Genomic DNA, 13,241 nt, shown 5'->3' on the forward strand with positions numbered 1-13,241 from the left:
CCACCCGGAATATCCAAAATAATCAATCGGGAAGCATTTGCATTATTGCCGGATTCACCGTGTTGTTCCGGCGAAAGCGGCGTGAACAAAGGGCGGAGCTGGAACGCCTTAAGAAAGAGGTAGCAAAGGTCGAGACCGATATCGGGCATTTCGAAAAGAAATTCTCAAACGAAAATTTTGTGAAGAACGCGCCGAAGGATGTCCTCGAAAAGGACATGGCGAAGAACGAAGAGCTGAAAAATAAACTCGCCAGCCTCAAAGACTCCGTCTCCCGCCTCTCGTAGTTACCATCATTAAAAGGGATCGCTCCTTTTATTAAATTCATTTATGCTATAGTACGAACCTTGTACCAGTCATTTGTCAACGGAACGGGGGATTATGAAGAGAGATTGTTCTGTTCCAAAGCTATAAGTAAATTTATTTTATAGAATTAAAATACGGGGGATAAATAGATGAAAAAAAGTTCAGATTTGAAGGGTATTTCAGGCTTTCAAAAAGGAATGAAGATAGTTAGTCATTCGATAGTAACAACCTCGGGACTAGTTTTTGCTGTGTTGGGCGGTTTGTTTACATGTTTAGGGCTTTTAGGGCTCATAATGGGTCGTGGAGACGAGCAGTTACCAAGTATAATCATAGCCGAATTAGGTGTGATAATTGTAGGGATTAGCATAGGAATAACGAAAATGAAGTAGTGCAAAAGGTGACGCTTCCCTTTTTTATGATACATTCTCAAGAATTCGGCACAGCGATTATTTTAGGAAACTTATAAATTCCTCAACTGTCAGGCCTGCCTGTTCGATTATGTTATTCAATGTCCCCTTTTTGAGATCCCTTGAGTGCATCGGGACTGTGACCCGAAAATTATCCTTTTTAAGTATTTTGTGGCTTCCGCTTTGTCGAAGTTCTTTGAAACCGGCCCTGACTAACGCTTTAACAGTATTCTTGCCATTAAGCGTCGGCAGTTTCTTCAACTATTGTTTCCACTTCAAGGAAGAGACGGTTCTCTTCCGGCACTGGGATTCCGTCCGCCTTTAGACTTTCAATGTATAGGGTAATCGCGTCCTTTATATTCAAAAGAGCTTCATCGAAGGTATCCCCTTCCGATATACACCCGGGAAGCGATGGTACTGTTACTGTGTATCCGCCTTCAACCTGCGGCTCAAATATAACCTTATAATATGTTTTCATAATTTTACCATGCTCATATTTTGCATCCATAATATTAAAAAGTCAAAAGCTTTAAAAACCCTGTTCCCTATTAGAAAAGTGGACGTTCTCCTTATTTTCTCTTTATTTCGGCTGGGCGTCAGGCGGAGGATGCCGTTTTTACTTTTCTCTTGGGTCTCTTTGGTGTGGCGGTGACGGCAAGGCTTAGCCTCATCGCTTTCAGTACAGCGTTTAGGCTTTTGTATTCCGGGTTCCCTTTTTCCGACAACATTTCCTAAAGATGCACTTCGCTAAGTTTTGATAGAATTGTCATCCCCGCGCGGGCGGGGAGCCAGTTGTTTTTCTCATTAACGAAACTGTAGGGCTGGAGCCCGTTTTCACGGGAATGACAAAAAGGGAATGCTTCTTACATTATCTTGCCAATCTAAAACTTATAACTGATAGAATGCGTTGAGAGGCGCATTATGACTTTGGCATTAATCAGTATCATCATCGGTTTGGTTCTCCTTGTATGGAGCGCGGACCGTTTTGTGGAAGGTTCCGCCGTGGTGGCGCGCCATTTCGGCGTCCCTCCGCTCCTTGTGGGGATGCTGATAATCGGATTCGGCACCTCCGCTCCCGAGATGGTGGTCTCCGCCATCGCATCATTACAGGGGAATCCCGGCCTCGCTCTCGGCAACGCGTACGGTTCCAACATCACAAACATCGCCCTGATACTCGGCCTGACCGCGCTAATAGGTCCCATAGCGATCCATTCGCAGATAATCAGAAGGGAGCTCCCCGCCCTTATAGCCGTTACCGGGCTGACGATAGCGCTTCTCTGGGACGGCGATCTCTCCCGTATAGACGCGATTATCCTTCTATCGGTGTTCTGCATACTTACAGTCTGGAGCATCCGGCTAGGCTTGCGGGAGCGAGCCGACACGCTGAAAGGGGAGATAGAGGCGGAGCTTTCCTCCATCGCTATGTCGGTGGGGAGGGCGGCCTTCTGGCTCGTGGTCGGGCTTGTGATCCTTATTGCCAGTTCGAGGATGCTCGTTTGGGGGTCCGTGGAGATAGCCCGCGCGCTGGGTGTGAGCGACCTTATAATCGGCCTTACGATAGTTGCGGTCGGGACATCCCTTCCGGAACTCGCTTCATCGCTGATAGCGGCGCGAAAGGGTGAGCATGACCTCGCCATCGGCAACGTGATAGGTTCCAACCTTTTCAACACCCTTACGGTTGTTGGCATAGCCGGGGTGATAAACCCTATGATGATAGAGCCGGAGGTGCTTTCGCGCGATGTCCTCGTAATGAGCCTGTTGACCCTATTCCTATTTTTACTCGGCTACGGATTCCGCGGGGAGGGGCGTGTAAACCGTCTGGAGGGGGGGATACTGCTGTTCTCCTACATCGGCTATACGGCCTATCTGATACATAGCGTCTTTTAGAACATTTTCCTGTTCCCCTTGCGGCGCCGCACTCCGCACCGCGTAACGCCGTAAAAGTTGTCGTCACAGAAACCAGAAATTGCCGATTGAGCAGATAAACCGCATCGGAAATCGGACGATAGCGAAATATGGCGGGAGAGCGGTTCTTTAAGCGACGATATCGACGCGTGTCCCTATCTTTGAGCGTTCAGCGGCGGAGATGCGTTGCCATGTGGAATCTTTTCTCTGTTGTGATTCGCTTTGCAGGACTTCGCGCCCGTGGTCGGAAAGCTCCCTGTTCGGCCTGGTGACCGCCTCTAGAGGCGGTAGTCTGTCGGTTGGTGATACTGCCATAGCTCCTCCGATCCCCATTTTACCAGAGATGAGGGTTTTTCGGATTTTGGGAGGTCAGCCGTTCATCTTCTTCAGCTCGGTTTTTGCTTCCAAGGCGGAGTCCGTGTCGCCATAGCTTGCGACCAGATCTTCGAAAACCTTTTTAGCTTTTGCGAACGCCTCTTCGTTCTGATACGACTTCCCCTTGAGGAGGAGGGCGCGCGGGACTAGTTTGGAAGAGGGGAAAATGGCAACGAATTCGTCAACGCGCCTGATGCAGGAGCCGAAGGCGTCTATCCTGAAATAGAATTCGATTATGTACATCTGCTTTTGCGCGAGGAGTTCTTCCAGTGAGCCAAGTTTTTCCTTCGCGAAACCGTGTGCCGGGTGGCCCGGGTATTTCATGACAAAATTCGTGAAGGCCTCAATAGTCTCCTCGGTAGCCGACTGGTCGCGCGGGATATCCTTGATATCCCGGTAATAGCTCATCCCTTCGTAAAAGAGGGCGTGAGGTGTCCTCTCATCGAGCGGATATAGCTCCTGGAAACGCTTGTACACCGGAGCGGCGAGGTAGAAATCACCCTGCATATAGTATGAGTCGGCTGAGCCGAGCAGCGCGTGTAGCCTCAGCGGGCTGTCCGGGAACTCATCGAGGATCTCCTGGTACTTTTTTTGCGCAAACTCGTATTTCCCCTTGGCGAAATAGTAGTTTGCTTCGTCGAAGCTCTCGTTTGCAAGTATCTGCTTATCGGTCGTGGCGCAACCGGAGAGGATGGCTCCGCAGATCAGGAGGGAGCCGATGTTCCGTATCAGTTTGGCATTCATTTTCATCGGGACATTCTACCCTGTAAAGGGGGGATGGCAATACTGCTATTCTTTTTCTGTTTTCATCCCCCAAAACGGGTAAAATTACCCGGATATGGTTTCAGGAAAGCGCGTATGGTCCCGGCTGTCGCCGCCGCATGTTATGGCCCTTATGTTCCTCGTGGTTATTCTCATTGGCGTCGTTCTGCTCATGCTCCCTGTTTCGCACAAAGTGCCGATATCGTTCATTGACGCGCTCTTCACGTCGACATCCGCCACATGCGTAACGGGACTGATGACCGTAAACGCGGCTGAGACCTTTACCTTTTTCGGGCAGGTGGTGCTCCTCTTTCTTATCCAGATAGGGGGGATGGGGATTACGTTCGTATCTTCGTTCTTCATGATCATGCTCGGGAGGTCGATGTCGATACGGGGCTCCTCGATGGTTCATGAAAGTTTTTCCTCTTCATACAGGATAGATCTCCACAAACTTATACTTTCCATACTTGTCCTGGTGCTCGCTTTTGAGGCGCTGGGAACCGTGAGCCTCACCTGGTACTTGTGGGACATGTTCCCGCCGGCGACGGCAATCTGGGTAGGGCTTTTTCATTCCGTTTCGGGATTTTTCAACGCCGGGATATCGATATTGCCGGAAGGGCTCGACTCCCTGCCAAAGAATCCGATACAGGATATTATATTCACCGTGCTGATATGGGGGGGCGCTCTCGGCTTCATGACATACCGTGAGTTTTACGAGAGGATCAAATATCCCAGCGTCGCGAAGAGGAACTGGTCGCTTCAGACGAGGATAGTTATGGTTTATACAGCGGGTTTGACCGTTGTCGGGGCGCTTGGGATATATCTGTTTGAGCGCAACGGCGTCCTTGCCGGATTGCCGTTTTATGAGCAGGTAACGAATTCGATCTTCCATTCCGTCTCCGCGCGAACCGCCGGTTTTTCAAACGTCGATTTTTTCTATTTGAACAATTCCACCCTCTACCTTTTCATGTTGCTCATGTTCATAGGGGGGGGGCCTGGCTCGGCGGCGGGGGGTATCAAGGTTACGACCTTTGCCATACTGATAGGTCTTGCGATGTCGAGATACAGGGGGCACGAATCTGCGCATATATTCAACCGGGCCATACCGGAGGAGATAGTTTCCAGGTCGATATCGATAGTCTTTTTATCCGTTATTGTAATGACGATATTCCTCTTTTTTCTTCTCGTTTCGGAAGCGCATCTTGTGGATCCGCATACGGGGGGGAGGGCGACATTCATGGAAATTCTTTTCGAAGCGGTGTCGGCGCATGGCACCGTGGGGCTGAGCATGGGGATAACGCCGAAACTTTCCGGTATCGGGAAATTCCTTGTTGTGCTGATGATGTTTACCGGGAGGCTGGGACCGCTTGCCATTGCGGTGCTGGTCGGTACCAGGGAGAAGGGGAAAGCGTCGTTCAAGTTGTCAGAAGAATCGGTTATGGTAGGATAGCGCTATGAAAAAGACAAAGAGGTTTGCGGTAATAGGTCTTGGGAAGTTCGGGTTTTATCTTGCGCGCAGTCTGTTCGAGCGCGGGCACGATGTGATCTCCATCGACATCGACAAGGATGTCGTACAGGAAATAAAAGACTATTCAACGCAGGCGATAATCGCTGATGCCACCAACAAGGATACGCTTCTCTCGCTGGGGATAAAGGATGTCGATATCGCGATCGTCAGCCTGGGAACAAGAATGGATCACTCCATCCTCGTCACCCTCCACCTGAAGGAGATAGGGTTGAATGAGATAGTCGTAAAGGCTATCACAGAGGATCACAGGAAGATACTCAGCATGATAGGCGCGACTGAAGTGATCTTTCCAGAGAGGGACATGGCCGAAAAGCTCGCTCACTCCCTTTCATCTCCGAACATAATGGATTTCCTCCCGCTTACGGAAGGGGTCTCCATAATGGAGGTGGTACCTTTGAAGTCGTTTGTCGGGAAGAGCATAAAGGATATTCAGTTGCGCAATAAATTCGGAGTTCAGGTAATAGCCGTAAAGGAGATAGTCCCTGAGAGAATGAATCTCATACCGGCCCCGGATACGATAGTGAAAGAGTCGGACGTCCTCGTGTTGATGGGACGTGATGAAGACCTGGCGAAACTGGAAGATCAAAGCGAGTAAGTCATTCTCTTTTTCTGAGCCGGATGCGGACTCAAATAGACGGAAACGCAAACCTGAAAAGGAAGGGGCGCTATTTGAGGGTTATACCGGCCTGACGAATAACCTGTTTGGCGCTTATTTTCACGACTGCCATCTCGGAGAGGTTTGACATAAGCACCGAAAGGGTATTCATCGGATCGCCTTCAATCTCCTTTACGGTCATGTCGTCGTTGAGGATGACGCCTGATCTCTCAAAAATGGATCTGATCCTTTCATTTTCCGTGCTGACCCTCATGGCAGTTATGAGGATATCATTAAATATTCCTGCGGGATTATCCATCATATGCAATACATCCCTACTGAGAATGCTTCAGTTTTATGCCGTGTTTTGCCGCCAGCGCGTCGACTTCTCCTCCGACATGCAGTTCATGGGCGGCTTTGATATAGGCGGCGATTATACCCTTAGGGATGAGGCAGCCGTGTTGCGGGCAAATCAGCTCGATCCCGTAATGATCGTCCAGTTTTTCGATCCTCTTCAGCGCGTACTCAAGAGCCTTTTTCGATCCGAGGTACTGCCCGAGGAACGCCGAAAGCTGTGCCGGGTACTCTACCTCGACATAAAGGCTCGACTTCCCGGTGAATCCTCCAAACGCGTCAGATGAGAAGAGGCTTTTTGTTTTGAAATCGTAGGTGACCATTGAACCTACGAAGTGGCAATACGGCGTCATTATGAATTGAAGGGTGCGGTCGTTGCCGAATGTCAGTTCGTCGTCGTCGTCAAGAGGTACCATAGGGGAGGTGAAGCCGTAATGTTGCACAAGGACTTTCGCCTCCAGTGGAGCATAGACCTTGACGTCCGGATGAACCTCCTTTTCAATAAGCGGAATGGCGGCGCAGAGGTCTGGGTCCTGATGCTGGACGATGATATGCTTTATCTTCTTCATGTCGATAACCCCTCTGATCTTTTTCATCACGACATTAAAGAATTCAGGTTTGGCCGAGCCGGGGTCGATTACGACCGCTTCACCGCCGTCTACGATGAGATAAGGGATATTGTTGAAGCTGTTTGGAATGTCTTGAACTCCCAGGTGGTAGACACCTGGCGCGATCTCAATAGCATCACTGTCGTTGTAAGTATCTTTCAATTTTGCATTGCTCCGGATTATTAGCTCAATTATTCAACAATCTGTGTCATTTTAACCTACTCATGCAGGATAATAAAACTAAATCGTGAAATCTACAAAAAATTCGGGATGTTTTTCAATTCAGCAAAGAGCTCTGACGGTTTGAACGGTTTTTGGAGATAGGCGTTCGCGCCCAGGGATTTTGCCAAATTCCTGTCCTCCTCCATGGCATCGGTGGTGATCATGATCACCGGTATGTTCCTGAATTTCTCGTCGCCTTTTATGGTTTTCAGGAATTCCAGTCCATCCATGTTCGGCATATTAATGTCGCAGATTATAAGATCTATCTCGTTTTTAGCGAGCGCGTCGAGCGCTTCCAATCCGTCGGCGGCCTGAATATGGTTATCGAGGGAGGCCATCTTTTTCAAGGCGAATGTTACCATCGTTCTGAATGTCGAGGAATCATCCACTACCAATACAGTTTTAGAATTATTCGACATGGTTTTTTATTCTATTATTGTTTGGCTATTTAGGCAAAGCATTCTTGCCTCCAGCGGAAATAAGAGGTTTTTGGTACATTATGACCTTGGACATCGGTTTCATGTCGAAAAGTGTTGTTATTTTGAACAAGGACTCAGTTTGTCCTATTAACAGGAATCCCCCAGGAGCCAGCGAATCATAGAAGTTCTTTACGATCTTGCTCTTCCCGTCAGAATCGAAGTAGATAAGGGCATTTCTGCAAAGTATAAGATCAATGTCCTTCACGAACGCCATCTGGCTACTGTTGAAGAAATTGATTCTTGAGAATTTCACCATGTCGATAATTTTTTTATCCAGTTTGAAATACCTGCCGCTGTCATGGGAGAAATATTTTGTTCTTATGTTTGCATCAGTGGCCCTGAAATCAAATTCGTTGTAGATGCCCTGTTTTGCTACGTTGAGGGCTTCGGTATTTATGTCGGATCCCAATATTTCTATTGTCCATTCTTTGGGACTAAAAAGTCCACTTTCCACGATGAGAATAGCCATCGTATACGGTTCGGCTCCGGTTGAACAGGCGGCGGACCATATGCGGATCTTTTTAATTCCGCTTTTTTGTTTGCTTTCCTTCAGCATCGGGAGGAAAGAATTTTTCAGCATTTCCATCTGCGGAGGTTCCCTGAAAAAGTATGTCTCGTTTACGGTGACAAGATTCAAAAGAAGTATGATCTCCTCTTCCTTTTTGGAATCAAACCGGAGGAAATGGTAGTAGTCCTTGACGCTGCCGAGGCTGTTGGCTTCCACCCTCATGAGGATTCTTTTTTTGAAAAGATCTTCCTGGGCGCCTTTGAAGACAAGCCCTGAGTATTCCCGCAGGTAATCCTCAAACAGTTTCAGCTCCTCCGCGGAGATTGTTAGCGCCATATTAGACTGTTATCCTTGTTTTTCGCGAAAGGCGTTTTCTTTCGGCTTCTATTTGCTAAAACTTTTTACGGCGTCGTCCCTGCCTGTAAAAACACCAAACTTCGATAAAAGTCCGGTAACCTCGAAAGGGGTTTTAATATCGGGATTCAGGGAAGCAAGGGCGACATTGCCGCCATTGGCCTGAGAATTCCTGAGAATGCTTGCAAACGCACCGAGTCCGTAGCTCGAGATGAATTCAGTCAGTTTCATGTCTATAACTAATTTGTATCTTCCGTCTTTCATGAGTTTTTCCGCAAACTCCATGAATACTGGCGTCGAGTGCACATCCAATTTCCCGTCGATTTGAACTACTGTTATATCCCCGATATTTTCAGATTCAATGATCACATTACCTCCAATGGCAAAATATTAGCTTGTAAGTTTCTTGATCCAGGGGTCATTTTCACCTTCAACCCCTTTTTGTAACAGGTCAATTATCTTGCTGTCGGCAGACGACGACAGGGCAAGCGCGGATATTCTTCTGATCGAAGGAGACGCGGCTTGGAGTCCCTTGAAAAGGAATTCTACGGATTCACTCTTTTCTATAAAAGCTGGGAGTGAATAGACGAATTTCCGTATAGTGTGATTTGTAATCGCAGACGGGTCGAATACGATCCCATGTTTGTCCGTTATAGTATTTAACGCGGAGTACGCCTCAAACCTGTGTTTTTCAACACCGAGATACTCAAGGAGCATTTCCGCATGTTCGGCCCCTCCGATAACAGAGAGCGCCTTCATGGCTTTGTGCAAAAGAAGAATGTTCGAATCGTCCCTTGGCAGGAGCTTTAAAAAGGTTTCCACCCGGGGTAGGGCGCTGTCGATTGTGTAGTCCGTTATATATCCGAGAACGGCAGATTGTATTATCCAGCTCTCCCTTTCGAGGCAGGGGAGGATGGATTCCGATTCCTTTTCACCGCCTAGCAGAGCAAGAGTTGAGACAGTTTCTGCAACTAATTCCGGTATTTCATCGTCAAGGATGTTCCTTAGCGCCGGTATTGCCTTTTCGTCGCCGCATTTACCAAGAGCTGTGATGGCAACTATTTTAGTTTCGGAATTCGTATCTGAGGTAAGCAGTTTCAAAAGAGGCTCGGAAGCTTCCGTCAGGCGGCGCTTCCCTATAGCCCTTACCACATAATTAAGGGTATCTGGTTTTACCTCGCCAAGCAGATTTACCAGGAGTTCATTTGCTGTCGGATGGACGATACTGCTTAAGGTCCATATCGACTGTACTCTAACCGAGAAATCATCATCGTTGAACAGCTTTGAAATGGATGTGAAAAGATCCTTTTCGGAAATGTTGTCTCTGTTCTTGTTTCCCTGGTATCCAAAGGAGTGTACGGCCGCGGCGCGGGCCTTTGGGGAGGGATCAGAAAATCCATTGAGGAGAATAGGCGCCACGTCGCCCATTGATGAAAAGCCGAGAGCCCGGTACGCGCCCCATCGGATATTTTCATTGCCGGATCTGGTGAGAGCCTTGATTTTTTCCCTGTTGAATTTTTGCAGGAGAGACATCCCGCCTACGGCCGCTTTCCTTATGGACTCTTCGGGGGATGAAAGCATCGGTACGATTTTGTCAAACTGCAGAGATGCCTGCATCATCCCGAGTGATTTGATCGTATCTGCAACGATATCGCTGTCGGGAGAGTCAAGGAAAGGAAGGAGTCTTTCAGAGTCGTCTTCCTTTCCGAGGAGGCCGATAATCCTTATAAGATTGCTCAATACCTGCTTTTTATCGGATTTCAATCCGGCAAAGATATTTGCCAATATGCCCGGGCCCTGCACTGTTATCAGTTCGCGAACTTCATTTTCAAAAGCGGGGTCCTCAAGTAGCGGGAGAAGATGCTCAACGGAGAATTTGCCTCTGAAATCCCAAAGTATGTTCAGGGCGGATTTGACTTCTTCCGTTTTTCCTCCAGAGAGCATCTCGATTATCGCGTCTATAATATGCGATGAATCGAGTTTTTTCAGTTCAAGGTTGGCTTTGTAATAATAAAATCCATGCCGGGTTATCTTCGCGAATTCCCTTTCCCTGTCCCTTATCATCGCCAGGGAGGTTATTCCAGCCTTTATAAGGTTTTTGTCATCGGTGCCTGAGATGACGTTTATTATCGGGAGGAGACCGCCAAGCTCTCCTATCATCCCGATGGCGGAAATTGCCGGGTAGCCGAGGATTGGATCATCAAGCATTTCAATCAGCGAAGGGAGCGCGCGCTCATCCCCGATCAATCCAAGCGCGGTTATATAGGGGAATTTGGACCAAGTTTCTTCCTTTACAACCGCTTCAAGTAGTGTGTCGACAGCCTCCGGGGACCCTATTCTTCCGAGCGCCTCGACGATGGCGTATCGGACGTTTTCATCCGGATCGTAAATCGAATTAAGAAGATAATTCAGAGCTTCCTTCTTCCCGAGGTTGCCGAGAGTATTAGCGCAGTAGATGCGGACATCGACAGTCGGATCGCTATTTAGTATTTCTCCAAGCGGCTGGGCAACATCTTCCCCCATCTCCTGAAGCACCGTCATGGCTGTATTTCTTACGGCTGCTCCCGGATCCCTCAAACAGTCAATAAGAGGGGCGATACTCTCTTTTTCCTTTATTTTCACCAATGAAGTGGCGGCTGTATTTCGCACCTGCCAATGATCGTCCCCCAGAAGTGCAAGAAGGGGTTTTACGGCTGTACTCTCGCCGAATTCACCGAGCATCTCCGCGGCCTGTCTGCGAACGGAGAATTCCTCCGATTCCAACTGGCTGATAAAGAATTCAACTTCATTCATGGTATTAATCATTTAATGCTAACATCATCTAATGATGCAGTTCATTCCTAATGTTTCATTTTTTTCAGGTATTCCGCAAGCACCTTCGGATCCATTGGAGCCCCCGGCAATACGCTGCTCTTTTTACCCTGTTTGAGCCAGTTTTTAACAACACCGATGACAAGGTCGGGCGTTTCATCCGCCATGATTTTTATCGTGAACATGTTTCTCGGAATTCCCTGGGGAATTATGACCTTTCCATCCGGCAGTATAGTGAGCTTTGGTATGTCCGATCTCCTTTTTAACTCTTTTTTCAGCTTCGGAACAGGCGGGAGGGATTCGACGGTCTTGACGGGCGGTTTTTGCGCGGGAGAGGATATATAGGCGATAAGGGCAATGACGAGCGAGGCCACAAGGACGAAGACCAAACCGATTGCGATGTTGATAACTACCCCCTTGGATGGGCTTTCGAATGTATTTTTGAAAGCCTTTCCCGGTTGATATGTGTATAGATCTCCGTGGTCGTAAGCGTTGAATGTCCCAGCATGGACTGCACCGACCTAAGGTCGGCGCCTCTTTCCAGCAGATGAGTTGCAAAGGAATGGCGCAGTATGTGAGGCGATACGCCTCTCCTGATCTCTGCGGTAAGCGCATATTTTTTTAACATAAGCCAGAACGTCTGGCGCGTCATCGGTTTCCCAAGCCTCGAAAGGAAGAGGGCTTTAACGGGGCGTTTCCCCTTTTCGTATAGGGGCCTGCTTTCAAGCAGATACTTTTCCAGTTTTTCAATGCTTCTCTCGCCAATAGGGATAAGCCTCTCTTTAGAACCTTTGCCGGAAACCATTATATAGCCTGCCGACAGGTTCAGGTCGGAAGTATTTATCCCGACCAGTTCCGAAACCCGGATGCCTGTGGAGTAGATCAGCTCGAGCATGGCGGAATCCCTTATTCCTTCGGCTGTTGTTTCGTCGGGCTGCTCAAGCAACCTGTCGATCTCAGACAAGTTCAGAAATTTTGGGAGTCTTTTCGTGTTTACCGGGTGTTTCATGTTCCGGGTCGGGTCGTTCTCAAACCGGTTCCGGGCAACGCCATACCTGAAAAACATCCTGAGAGAGGAGAGTTTTCTTGAAATGGAGCGGGATGTGATGTTCTGTTTTCGCAGGAGGGTCATCCACGCTGTCACATCGTGCTGATCGATATTGCCGGAAACATCCTTTCCGGAGGTTTTCAGCGACTCGATAAAAGATTCCATATCCCGCCTGTACGCATCGACGGTATTTTCGGAAAGATTTCTTTCAACTGTAAGGTGTGTGATCCATTCATCCAGAATGGGGAGCATCAAGCGTATCCTTCCAGCTGCCGGAGAAACGGATTATGCTCCTTTTCTTCCCCAATGGTGGTGGTTTCACCATGTCCTGGGAACACGATCGTGTCATCCGGCAAAATGAAAAGTTTTTCCTTGATGGAAGCAAGAAGCTGCATGTGGTTCCCCCCGGTAAGGTCCGAGCGTCCGATGGAGTTAAGAAACAGGGTATCTCCTGAAATCAGGAACCCATCACCATATATGCAAATCCCTCCAGGTGTATGACCGGGGGTATGTATTATTCTGATGCTGAAATCTTCGCACAGGTCGATTATTTCGCCGTCGGAAACGGTGGCGTCGTTTTTTGGGGCCTTCTTCACCCCCAGGTAGTCCGCGATATCCTGTTGTTCCTTGCTGGTCAGCATCCAGGCATCGTCCTCGTGGCAGAGGAAGGGTATGCTGAAGTGCCGAGCCACAGCTTCAACCCCGCCGGTGTGGTCGGAATGGCAGTGGGTATTGAGGACGAGCTTTGGGATCAGTTTCCTCTCTTCCATGAATTTGATGATCCTTGCCGCACTATCCCCAGGATCAATAACAATTGCCGACAGATGTTCATCGCAATAGAGAATGACGCAGTTCACGTCTATCGGACCGACGGTAATAACTTCAATTTTCATAACCAGCCTTTTCTCTGAATAATTTCCGATATTGTACATCACTTGAATAGATTGAGCAGTTCCATTTATTAAATACTTTTACCTGAATT

At 48.3% G+C, this 13,241-nt stretch carries 19 protein-coding genes; 5 read left to right on the plus strand and 14 right to left on the minus strand.

The window, feature by feature from the left end:
- Nucleotides 1-284: hypothetical protein (locus OEY64_00940; GenBank protein ID MDH5541506.1), on the plus strand; the 284-nt coding region annotated here is incomplete at its 5' end.
- Nucleotides 285-452: 168 nt separating this feature from the next.
- Nucleotides 453-692, plus strand: a complete 240-nt coding sequence (locus OEY64_00945; GenBank protein MDH5541507.1) for a hypothetical protein — start codon at nt 453-455, stop codon at nt 690-692.
- 57 nt (nt 693-749) lie between these two features.
- Here the strand turns inward: OEY64_00945 and OEY64_00950 are convergent, their stop codons facing one another.
- From OEY64_00950 to OEY64_00960, 3 genes are all read right to left on the minus strand, one after another.
- Complete coding sequence (locus tag OEY64_00950; protein MDH5541508.1) at nt 750-971, minus strand: type II toxin-antitoxin system HicA family toxin; 222 nt, start codon at nt 969-971, stop codon at nt 750-752.
- The gene (locus OEY64_00955; protein ID MDH5541509.1) at nt 949-1,188 is read right to left on the minus strand and encodes a type II toxin-antitoxin system HicB family antitoxin; all 240 of its coding nucleotides are present in this window, start codon (nt 1,186-1,188) and stop codon (nt 949-951) included. Before OEY64_00955 ends, OEY64_00950 begins: the two co-directional genes overlap by 23 nt.
- Before the next feature lie 118 nt (nt 1,189-1,306).
- Nucleotides 1,307-1,438: a hypothetical protein gene (locus OEY64_00960; GenBank protein ID MDH5541510.1), complete on the minus strand. Its 132-nt coding sequence runs from the start codon at nt 1,436-1,438 to the stop codon at nt 1,307-1,309.
- Nucleotides 1,439-1,631: 193 nt separating this feature from the next.
- Between OEY64_00960 and OEY64_00965 the strand changes: the two genes are divergently transcribed.
- Nucleotides 1,632-2,597: a calcium/sodium antiporter gene (locus tag OEY64_00965; protein MDH5541511.1), complete on the plus strand. Its 966-nt coding sequence runs from the start codon at nt 1,632-1,634 to the stop codon at nt 2,595-2,597.
- Between the two features lie 147 nt (nt 2,598-2,744).
- Here OEY64_00965 and OEY64_00970 read toward each other — a convergent pair whose 3' ends face one another.
- Both OEY64_00970 and bamD read right to left on the minus strand, forming a co-directional pair.
- Nucleotides 2,745-2,930 carry a hypothetical protein gene (locus tag OEY64_00970; protein MDH5541512.1) on the minus strand — a complete coding sequence of 62 codons (186 nt, stop codon included), beginning with the start codon at nt 2,928-2,930 and terminating at the stop codon, nt 2,745-2,747.
- A gap of 54 nt (nt 2,931-2,984) precedes the next feature.
- Nucleotides 2,985-3,740, minus strand: a complete 756-nt coding sequence (gene bamD / locus OEY64_00975; GenBank protein MDH5541513.1) for an outer membrane protein assembly factor BamD — start codon at nt 3,738-3,740, stop codon at nt 2,985-2,987.
- A gap of 88 nt (nt 3,741-3,828) precedes the next feature.
- Between bamD and OEY64_00980 the strand changes: the two genes are divergently transcribed.
- Together OEY64_00980 and OEY64_00985 are read left to right on the plus strand one after the other, a co-directional pair.
- On the plus strand, nt 3,829-5,202 hold the full coding sequence (locus OEY64_00980) for a hypothetical protein (protein ID MDH5541514.1): 1,374 nt from the start codon (nt 3,829-3,831) through the stop codon (nt 5,200-5,202).
- A gap of 4 nt (nt 5,203-5,206) precedes the next feature.
- Nucleotides 5,207-5,875 (plus strand): TrkA family potassium uptake protein, encoded by a 669-nt coding sequence (locus OEY64_00985; GenBank protein ID MDH5541515.1) that lies wholly within the window; start codon nt 5,207-5,209, stop codon nt 5,873-5,875.
- Nucleotides 5,876-5,945: 70 nt separating this feature from the next.
- On the opposite strand, the gene OEY64_00990 is transcribed toward OEY64_00985, so the two are convergent.
- The 9 genes from OEY64_00990 to OEY64_01030 form a co-directional block, all read right to left on the minus strand.
- On the minus strand, nt 5,946-6,197 hold the full coding sequence (locus OEY64_00990) for a hypothetical protein (GenBank protein ID MDH5541516.1): 252 nt from the start codon (nt 6,195-6,197) through the stop codon (nt 5,946-5,948).
- Nucleotides 6,198-6,210: 13 nt separating this feature from the next.
- On the minus strand, nt 6,211-6,999 hold the full coding sequence (locus OEY64_00995) for an FprA family A-type flavoprotein (GenBank protein MDH5541517.1): 789 nt from the start codon (nt 6,997-6,999) through the stop codon (nt 6,211-6,213).
- A gap of 92 nt (nt 7,000-7,091) precedes the next feature.
- Nucleotides 7,092-7,478 carry a response regulator gene (locus OEY64_01000; GenBank protein MDH5541518.1) on the minus strand — a complete coding sequence of 129 codons (387 nt, stop codon included), beginning with the start codon at nt 7,476-7,478 and terminating at the stop codon, nt 7,092-7,094.
- A gap of 25 nt (nt 7,479-7,503) precedes the next feature.
- A complete protein-coding gene (locus OEY64_01005) occupies nt 7,504-8,382 on the minus strand; it encodes a protein-glutamate O-methyltransferase CheR (GenBank protein MDH5541519.1) in 879 nt (292 codons plus the stop codon).
- A gap of 48 nt (nt 8,383-8,430) precedes the next feature.
- The gene (locus tag OEY64_01010; GenBank protein ID MDH5541520.1) at nt 8,431-8,769 is read right to left on the minus strand and encodes an STAS domain-containing protein; all 339 of its coding nucleotides are present in this window, start codon (nt 8,767-8,769) and stop codon (nt 8,431-8,433) included.
- Nucleotides 8,770-8,790: 21 nt separating this feature from the next.
- Nucleotides 8,791-11,193 (minus strand): HEAT repeat domain-containing protein, encoded by a 2,403-nt coding sequence (locus OEY64_01015; GenBank protein MDH5541521.1) that lies wholly within the window; start codon nt 11,191-11,193, stop codon nt 8,791-8,793.
- Nucleotides 11,194-11,240: 47 nt separating this feature from the next.
- Nucleotides 11,241-11,600, minus strand: a complete 360-nt coding sequence (locus tag OEY64_01020; GenBank protein ID MDH5541522.1) for a hypothetical protein — start codon at nt 11,598-11,600, stop codon at nt 11,241-11,243.
- Nucleotides 11,601-11,620: 20 nt separating this feature from the next.
- On the minus strand, nt 11,621-12,511 hold the full coding sequence (xerD, locus tag OEY64_01025) for a site-specific tyrosine recombinase XerD (GenBank protein ID MDH5541523.1): 891 nt from the start codon (nt 12,509-12,511) through the stop codon (nt 11,621-11,623).
- Nucleotides 12,511-13,152 carry an MBL fold metallo-hydrolase gene (locus OEY64_01030; protein ID MDH5541524.1) on the minus strand — a complete coding sequence of 214 codons (642 nt, stop codon included), beginning with the start codon at nt 13,150-13,152 and terminating at the stop codon, nt 12,511-12,513. The genes xerD and OEY64_01030 overlap by 1 nt, the downstream gene beginning before the upstream one ends.
- Nucleotides 13,153-13,241 lie beyond the last annotated feature (89 nt).

It is taken from the genome of Nitrospinota bacterium (genome assembly GCA_029881495.1).
Lineage (GTDB): Bacteria > Nitrospinota_A > UBA7883 > JACRGQ01 > JACRGQ01 > JAOUMJ01.